The organism is Cellulomonas septica (assembly GCF_012396155.1).
GTDB classification, from domain to species: Bacteria; Actinomycetota; Actinomycetes; order Actinomycetales; family Cellulomonadaceae; genus Cellulomonas; species Cellulomonas septica.
Genome location: NZ_JAAXOY010000126.1, coordinates 1 through 7,274 on the forward strand (window position 1 = coordinate 1; position 7,274 = coordinate 7,274).

Below are 7,274 nucleotides of genomic sequence, written 5' to 3' on the forward strand. Positions count from 1 at the left end.
GGCGAGCGCCGCGTCGGCCTCCGCGCGGCGCTCGTCGAGCACACGCTGGGTTCCGACGGCGACGAGGGCCGCGACCACGACGACCGCCACGGCGACCACGACCCGTCGCCCTGCCGACGCGGACCGCACCGGCGCGGGCGGCACGGCGTCGGCGCGCGGCTCACCCTCGTCGAACGTGACCTCCTGCATGCCCCCGGCCATACGCGCACGCTAGAGGACGGCGTCCGTCCGCGAGAGGCGGTTCGACCGGCCCCGCGACGCACCCGTCGCCGGTCGGGTCGTCCCCCTCCCTGGAGGACCCGACCGGCGACGCGGCGACCGCGCGCGCCGCGTCGTCAGCGCGTGCTGAACGCCGCGTCGAACGCGGCGGCGGGCGGGTCGAACGCGTTGCGGCGGACGAACTCGAGCGCCTCGGGCGCGCCGAGCAGCCGGTCCATGCCCGCGTCCTCCCACTCGACCGAGATCGGCCCGTCGTACCCGATGTGGTTGAGCGCCCGGAACGACGCCTCCCACGGCACGTCCCCGCGCCCGGTCGACACGAAGTCCCAGCCGCGCCGCGGGTCGGCCCACGCGAGGTGCGACGACAGCCGCCCGTTGCGGCCGTTGCCGAGGCGGAGCTTCACGTCCTTGCAGTCGACGTGGTAGATCCGCTCGCGGAACTCGAGGATGAAGTCGACCGGGTCGAGCTGCTGCCAGACGAAGTGGCTGGGGTCCCAGTTGAGGCCGAACGCCTCGCGGTGGCCGATGGCCTCGAGGGTCCGCACGGTCGTCCAGTAGTCGTACGCGATCTCGCTGGGGTGCACCTCGTGCGCGAACCGCACGCCGACCTCGTCGAACACGTCGAGGATCGGGTTCCAGCGGTCGGCGAAGTCCTGGTAGCCGGCGTCGACGGCCTCCTGCGAGACCGGCGGGAACATCGCGACGTACTTCCAGATCGACGAGCCCGTGAACCCGACGACGGTGTCGACGCCGAGCTTCGCGGCGAACCGCGCGGTGTGCTGCATCTCCTCCGCGGCACGCTGCCGGACGCCCTCGGGGTCGCCGTCGCCCCACACGCGGTCGGACAGCATGTCGCGGTGCCGCTGGTCGATCGGGTCGTCGCAGACGGCCTGGCCCTTGAGGTGGTTCGAGATCGCCCAGACCTTGAGGCCGTGCCGGTCGAGGATCTCGCGGCGCGAGTCGACGTACGCGTCGTCGTCCCACCGCCACGGGTCCAGGTGGTCGCCCCAGCAGGCGATCTCGAGGCCGTCGTAGCCCCAGCCGGCGGCGAGACGCGCGACCTCCTCGAACGGCAGGTCGGCCCACTGGCCGGTGAACAGCGTGATGGGTCGGGTCATCGTCAGGCCTCCGTCTCAGCCGGCGCGAGGGCCGGCGCGGGGATGTCGGTCCAGGTGCTGCGGTCGGCCGCGGAGCGCTCGACGGCGTCGAGGACACGCTGCACCTGCAGGCCGTCGGCGAACGACGGGCGCGGCTGGCGGTGCGCGGCGACGTCGTTCACGAGGTCGACGGCCTGGTGCGTGAACGCGTGCTCGTACCCGAGCCCGTGACCCGCCGGCCACCACGCGCCGACGTAGGCGTGCTCGGGCTCGGTCACGACGATGCGGCGGAAGCCCGCCTCCCACGCGTCCTGACGTGCGTCGAAGTAGTGCAGGACGTTCATGTCCTCGAAGTCGAACGCGAGCGAGCCCAGCGAGCCGTTGACCTCGACCCGGATCGCGTTCTTGCGGCCGTACGCGAACCGGGTCGCCTCGAACGTCGCGAGGCCGCCGCCGGAGAGCCGCGCGAGGAACACCGCGGCGTCGTCGACGGTGACCGGGCCGGTCGCGCCGCTCGCGTCGCCGCTGCCGGACAGCCCGCTGAACTCCCCGGCGAGCGGGCGCTCGCGCACGAACGTCTCCAGCAGGGCCGAGACCCCGGTGAGGTGCTCGCCGGTGATGAACTGCGCGAGGTCGACGACGTGCGCGCCGATGTCCCCGAGGGCGCCGGACCCGGCCTTCTGCTTGTCGAGCCGCCACGACAGCGGCGCCTGCGGGTCGGCGATCCAGTCCTGCAGGTACTGCGCGCGGACGTGCCGGACGGTCCCGATGCGCCCCTCGGCGACGAGCCGCTGCGCGAGCTGGATCGCCGGGACCCGCCGGTAGGTGAACCCGACCATGGCCAGCGCACCGGACGAGCGCGCCGCGTCGGCGGCCCGGACCATCGCCTCGGCCTCCGCGACGGTGTTCGCGAGCGGCTTCTCGCACAGCACGTGCTTGCCGGCCTCGAGCGCGGTCACCGCGATCTCGGCGTGCGTGTCGCCGGGCGTGCACACGTCGACCAGGTCGACGTCGTCGCGCGCGACGAGCGCCTTCCAGTCGGTCTCGGTGTCGCGCCAGCCGAGCCGGTCGGCCGCGGAGCGCACGGCGTCCGCGTTCCGGCCCGCCACGACGGCGAGGTCCGGGTGCAGGGGGAGCTCGAAGAAGCGCGGGGCGTTGCGCCAGGCCTGCGAGTGCGCGACGCCCATGAAGGCGTAGCCCACCATGCCGATGCCGAGCCGCGGGAGCGTGCCGGGTGCGGACACGGGTCCTCCTTGGGTCGAGAGGTGCGCCGGGCGGGCCTGCGGATCGCCCGCCCGGCGCGGGGTCGGTCAGGACTCGAAGGCCGTCGGCAGGTACTGGTCGACGTTGTCCTTCGTGACGACCGGCGCGAACAGCTGCACGGTGCGGGGCACCTCGACCTCGACGAGGTCGCTCATGGCCTTCTGCTGCACGAGCAGGCGCGCGAGCTTGATGCCGTCGGCGGCCTGCGTCGACGGGTAGATGACCGTCGCCTTCAGCACCGAGTTGTCGGCCTTGATCGCGTCCATGACGTTCTTCGAGCCGGCGCCGCCGACCATGAAGAACTCGTCGCGGCCCGCGTTCTCGATCGCCGCCATGACGCCGACGCCCTGGTCGTCGTCGTGGTTCCAGATCGCGTCGAGCTCGGGCGCGGCCTGCAGCAGGTTCGCCGCGGCGGCCTCGCCGCCCTGGACGGTGAAGTCGGCCGCGACGCGGTTGCTCACCTCGAGCCCGCAGTCGGCCAGCGCGTCCGAGAACCCGCGGCTGCGGTCCTGCGTGAGCGGCAGCGAGTCGATGCCCGCGATCTCCGCGACCTTCGCGCCGGCCGTGCCGCCGAGCTGCTCGCAGATGTAGTGACCGGCGCTGACGCCCATGCCGTAGTTGTCGCCGAGCACCGTCGTGCGCGCGGCGTTCGGGTCGTCGAACTCGCGGTCGACGTTGACGACGACGATGCCGGCCTCCATGGCCTGCGTCGCGACCTCGGTGAGCGCGGCACCGTCGAACGGCAGCAGCACGATCGCGTCGACGCCGTCGTTGATGAACTGCTCGATCTGGCTGATCTGCAGGTTGACGTCGTTCGTGGCCTCGGCCTGGACGAGCTCGACGTCGGAGTACTTGCCGGCCTCCGCGACGGCCGACTTGGTGATCGCGCCCATCCAGCCGTGGTCGGCGGCGGGGGCCGAGAAGCCGATGGTGACCGTGTCGCCCGGCTCGTCGTTCTCGGTGCCGGGCACGACGGCGGCGCCCGTGCTGTCGCCCGACGTGTCCTGGGGCGTGTTGGACGTGCAGCCCACCACGAGGGCGAGGGCGGCGGCGGTGCCGGCGAGGGCGAGAGCGCGGCGGCGCAGGGGTGCGGACATGACGATCCTCCTTGATCGGGATGCTGCGGGGCTGTCGAAGGTGCAGGGGGACGAGGACAGCGGGGTCTAGGTGACGGAGCGGGACCGCTCGGCGATGCGCTGCTGCAGCATGACCGCGGCGACGATGATCACGCCCTTGGCCACCGCCTGGGCGGAGATGGACAGGTTGTTCTGCGTGAACACGTTGGTGAGCGTCGTGAAGATGAGGACGCCCAGGACGGTGCCGACGATCGTGCCGCGGCCGCCCGCGAGGAGCGTGCCGCCGACGACGACCGCGGCGATCGCGTCGAGCTCGTAGTACAGGCCGTTGGTCGACGAGCCGGCCGTGGTGCGGCCGAGCATCATGACGCCGCCGATGCCCGCCGCGAGGCCGGCGAGCGCGTACAGGTACATCGTGTGGCGCTTGACGTTGATGCCGGCCAGACGGGCCGCCTCGGGGTTGCCGCCGACGGCGACGGTGCGGCGGCCGAACGTGGTGCGGTTGAGCAGGACCCAGCCGACGACGGCCACGACCGCGAAGATCCACACGAGGATCGGCACGCCGAGCAGGTCCTGGCGGAACGCGTCGAGGAAGCTCTGCACGCGGACGACCTGCGTCTGCCGGTTGGCGATCATCTCGGCGAGCCCGCGGGCCGCGACCATCATGGCCAGGGTCGCGATGAACGCGACGACCCTCCCGTACGCGATGAGCACGCCGTTGACGAGCCCTGCCCCGAGCCCGACCGCGAGCGCGGTGACGACGATGACGATCCAGTGGAAGTCCTGCGCCATCGTCTGCGTCGCGAGGGTCGACGCCCACACGGACGACAGCCCGATGACCGACCCGACGGACAGGTCGATGCCGCCGCCCGTGATGACGAAGGTCATCCCGATCGAGATGACGCCGAGCACCGCGGCGAGCCGCAGGATCGTCATGAGGTTGTCGATGCTCGCGAACCGCTCCCCCGCCGTGACGACCCCGACGAGGCACACGAGCACGAGCGCGATGACGAGGCCGAGGTTGCGGCCGGCAGCGCCGCGCAGCGGGTTGCGGGCGCGGCGGTCGACCGCGGTCGCGCCGCCGGTCTTCTCGATGCGGGCGGACTCGTCCGCCGCAGGCACCCGCGCGGAGGCGGAGGTTCCCTGCTCGCTCACGCGGCACTTCCTTCCATGACGAGGTCGAGCACGCGGTGCTCGTCGATCTCGGAGGCGGGGCCGGCGTGCACGACGCGACCCTCGGACAGGACGAGGACGCGGTCGGACAGGCCGAGCACCTCCTCGATCTCGCTGGACACGACGACGACCGCGACGCCCTGGGCGGTGAGGTCGGCGACGATCCCGTAGATCTCGGCACGCGCGCCGACGTCGACGCCGCGCGTGGGCTCGTCGAGCAGCAGGACCCGGCAGCCGTGCACGAGCCAGCGCGCGAGCAGCACCTTCTGCTGGTTGCCGCCGGACAGCGTGCGGGCGGTGCGCTCGGGGTCGCCCGGCCGCAGGTCGAGCGACTCGATCTGCTCGCGTGCGGTGCGCTTCTCGGTGGCCTCGTCGAGGAAGCTCGCCCGGGCCGTGCGGGCGAACGTCGACAGCGTGATGTTCCGGTAGACGGGCTCGTCGAGCAGCAGCCCCTGGCTCTTGCGCTCCTCGGGGCACAGGCCGATGCCGGCGCGGACGGCGGCACCGACCGAGCCGGGGCGCAGGCGCGTGCCGTCGACGCTCACCGTGCCGGTCGTGGGGCGGCGGGCGCCGAACACGGTCTCGAGCACCTCGGACCGGCCCGACCCGACGAGCCCGGCGAGGCCGACGACCTCGCCCGCGCGCACGTCGAAGGACACGTCGTGGAACTCGCCGCGCACGGTGAGGCCGTCGACGGACAGCACGACGGGAGCGTCCGCGGGGACCGCCGGGCGGCGCGGGATCGCGTACTCGACGGTGCGTCCGGTCATGAGCCGGATGAGCTCGTCGGTGGGCGTGCTCGCGACGGGGAGGCCGGTCGCGACCGTGCGGCCGTCCTTGAGGACGGTGATCCGGTCGCCGATCTGGCGGATCTCCTCGAGCCGGTGGGAGATGTAGACGATGGCGACGCCCTGCGCGGTGAGCTCGCGCACGACGCGGAAGAGGTTGGCGACCTCCTCGCTGTCGAGCACGGCGGACGGCTCGTCCATGACGATGACGCGCGCGTCGTGGGACAGCGCGCGCGCCATGCTGACGATCTGCTTGCCCGCGGCGGGCAACGAGCCGACCTCGCGGTTCGGGGAGACGTCGCCGTGGCCGAGGCGGCGCAGGACCTCGCGGGTCCGCTGCGTGGCCGCGCGGCGCTGGGTGAAGCCGCCGCTCGCGAGCTCGTGGCCGAGGTAGACGTTCTCGGCGACCGACAGGCCGTCGACGACGTCGAGCTCCTGGTACATGGTCGCGACGCCGAGGCGCAGGCCTGCGACGGGGTTCGCGATGGTGACGGGCGTGCCGTCGACGAGGATCTCCCCCTCGTCGGGCTGGTGCGCGCCCGCGAGGACCTTGATGAGCGTCGACTTCCCGGCGCCGTTCTGGCCGAGGAGGCAGTGGACCTCGCCCGCGCGGACGTCGAGGTCCACGCCGTCGAGGGCGCGCGCTCCGGGGAACTGCTTGACGATGCCGCGCATCTGGAGGATCGGGCGGTCGGGCGAGGTGGCGCCCGGTCGGTCGGTCTGTCGGTCGTCGGTGACCATGCGGCGAACCTAGGGGCACTTTTGACGACGGTCAAGCAAAAGTTGCCGCAGGCGTGGCAGAGTTATGCGAACGTGATCGACGAAAGACGGGTGGTTCACTGTGCGCATGGACGAGCTGACCCGCACCGCGCCACGGCCGACGGGGATCGGCGACATGTTCCAGCTCCTGCGCGACGGCCAGCCCCGCACCCGCTCCGACCTGGCCACTCTCACCGGACAGGCCCGCTCCACGATCGCCGCGCGCGTCGACGCGCTGCTCGGATCCGGGCTCGTCTCCCCCGCCGGCGAGGCCACGTCCACCGGCGGGCGCCCGCCCGCGACCTTCGCCTTCAACCCCGCCGCACGCGTCGTCCTCGCCGTCGACCTCGGCGCCACGCACGCCCGGCTCGCCGTCACCGACCTTGCCGGGACCGTGCTCGCGGAGCACGGCGAGGCCATCGCGATCGCCGACGGGCCCGCACCCGTGCTCGACCGGGTCGCCGAGCTCGGCCTCGCGCTGCTCGCGACCGCCCGACGCGACCTGGACGACCTCGTGAGCGTCGGCGTCGGACTCCCCGGACCCGTCGAGCACTCGACCGGCCGGCCCATCAACCCGCCGATCATGCCGGGCTGGGACGACGCCGACGTCCCCGGCCACCTCACGCGCCGGCTCGGCGTCCCCGTCCTCGTCGACAACGACGTCAACATCATGGCGCTCGGCGAGCACGCCACCGCGTGGCGGACCGTCGACCACCTCCTGTTCGTCAAGGTCGCGACCGGCATCGGCGCGGGCATCATCTCCGACGGCGCGATCCGGCGCGGCGCGCAGGGCGCCGCGGGCGACCTCGGTCACATCGCCGTCCCCGGCGGGCTCGACCTGCCCTGCCGGTGCGGGAACACCGGCTGCCTCGAGGCCGTCGCCGCCGGGCCCGCGATCG

General features: G+C 73.1%; 7 protein-coding genes. 1 reads left to right on the plus strand and 6 read right to left on the minus strand.

Annotated elements, in window-relative coordinates; genetic code table 11:
• The 6 genes from HGA02_RS06955 to HGA02_RS06980 form a co-directional block, all read right to left on the minus strand.
• A partial coding sequence (locus HGA02_RS06955) for a hypothetical protein (protein ID WP_168678417.1) occupies positions 1–201 on the minus strand: 201 nt, incomplete at its 3' end.
• Between the two features lie 134 nt (positions 202–335).
• Positions 336–1,337 (minus strand): sugar phosphate isomerase/epimerase family protein, encoded by a 1,002-nt coding sequence (locus HGA02_RS06960; RefSeq protein ID WP_168678418.1) that lies wholly within the window; start codon positions 1,335–1,337, stop codon positions 336–338.
• Positions 1,338–1,339: 2 nt separating this feature from the next.
• Positions 1,340–2,521: a Gfo/Idh/MocA family protein gene (locus HGA02_RS06965; RefSeq protein ID WP_210728262.1), complete on the minus strand. Its 1,182-nt coding sequence runs from the start codon at positions 2,519–2,521 to the stop codon at positions 1,340–1,342.
• 105 nt (positions 2,522–2,626) lie between these two features.
• The gene (locus tag HGA02_RS06970; RefSeq protein WP_168678420.1) at positions 2,627–3,676 is read right to left on the minus strand and encodes a substrate-binding domain-containing protein; all 1,050 of its coding nucleotides are present in this window, start codon (positions 3,674–3,676) and stop codon (positions 2,627–2,629) included.
• Between the two features lie 66 nt (positions 3,677–3,742).
• Positions 3,743–4,810 carry an ABC transporter permease gene (locus HGA02_RS06975; RefSeq protein WP_168678421.1) on the minus strand — a complete coding sequence of 356 codons (1,068 nt, stop codon included), beginning with the start codon at positions 4,808–4,810 and terminating at the stop codon, positions 3,743–3,745.
• Positions 4,807–6,357, minus strand: coding sequence for a sugar ABC transporter ATP-binding protein (locus tag HGA02_RS06980; RefSeq protein ID WP_246247514.1), 1,551 nt, complete (start codon positions 6,355–6,357; stop codon positions 4,807–4,809). Before HGA02_RS06980 ends, HGA02_RS06975 begins: the two co-directional genes overlap by 4 nt.
• 106 nt (positions 6,358–6,463) lie before the next feature.
• Here HGA02_RS06980 and HGA02_RS06985 point away from each other — a divergent pair.
• Positions 6,464–7,274 (plus strand): ROK family protein (locus HGA02_RS06985; RefSeq protein WP_168678422.1); only part of this gene is annotated, 811 nt, incomplete at its 3' end.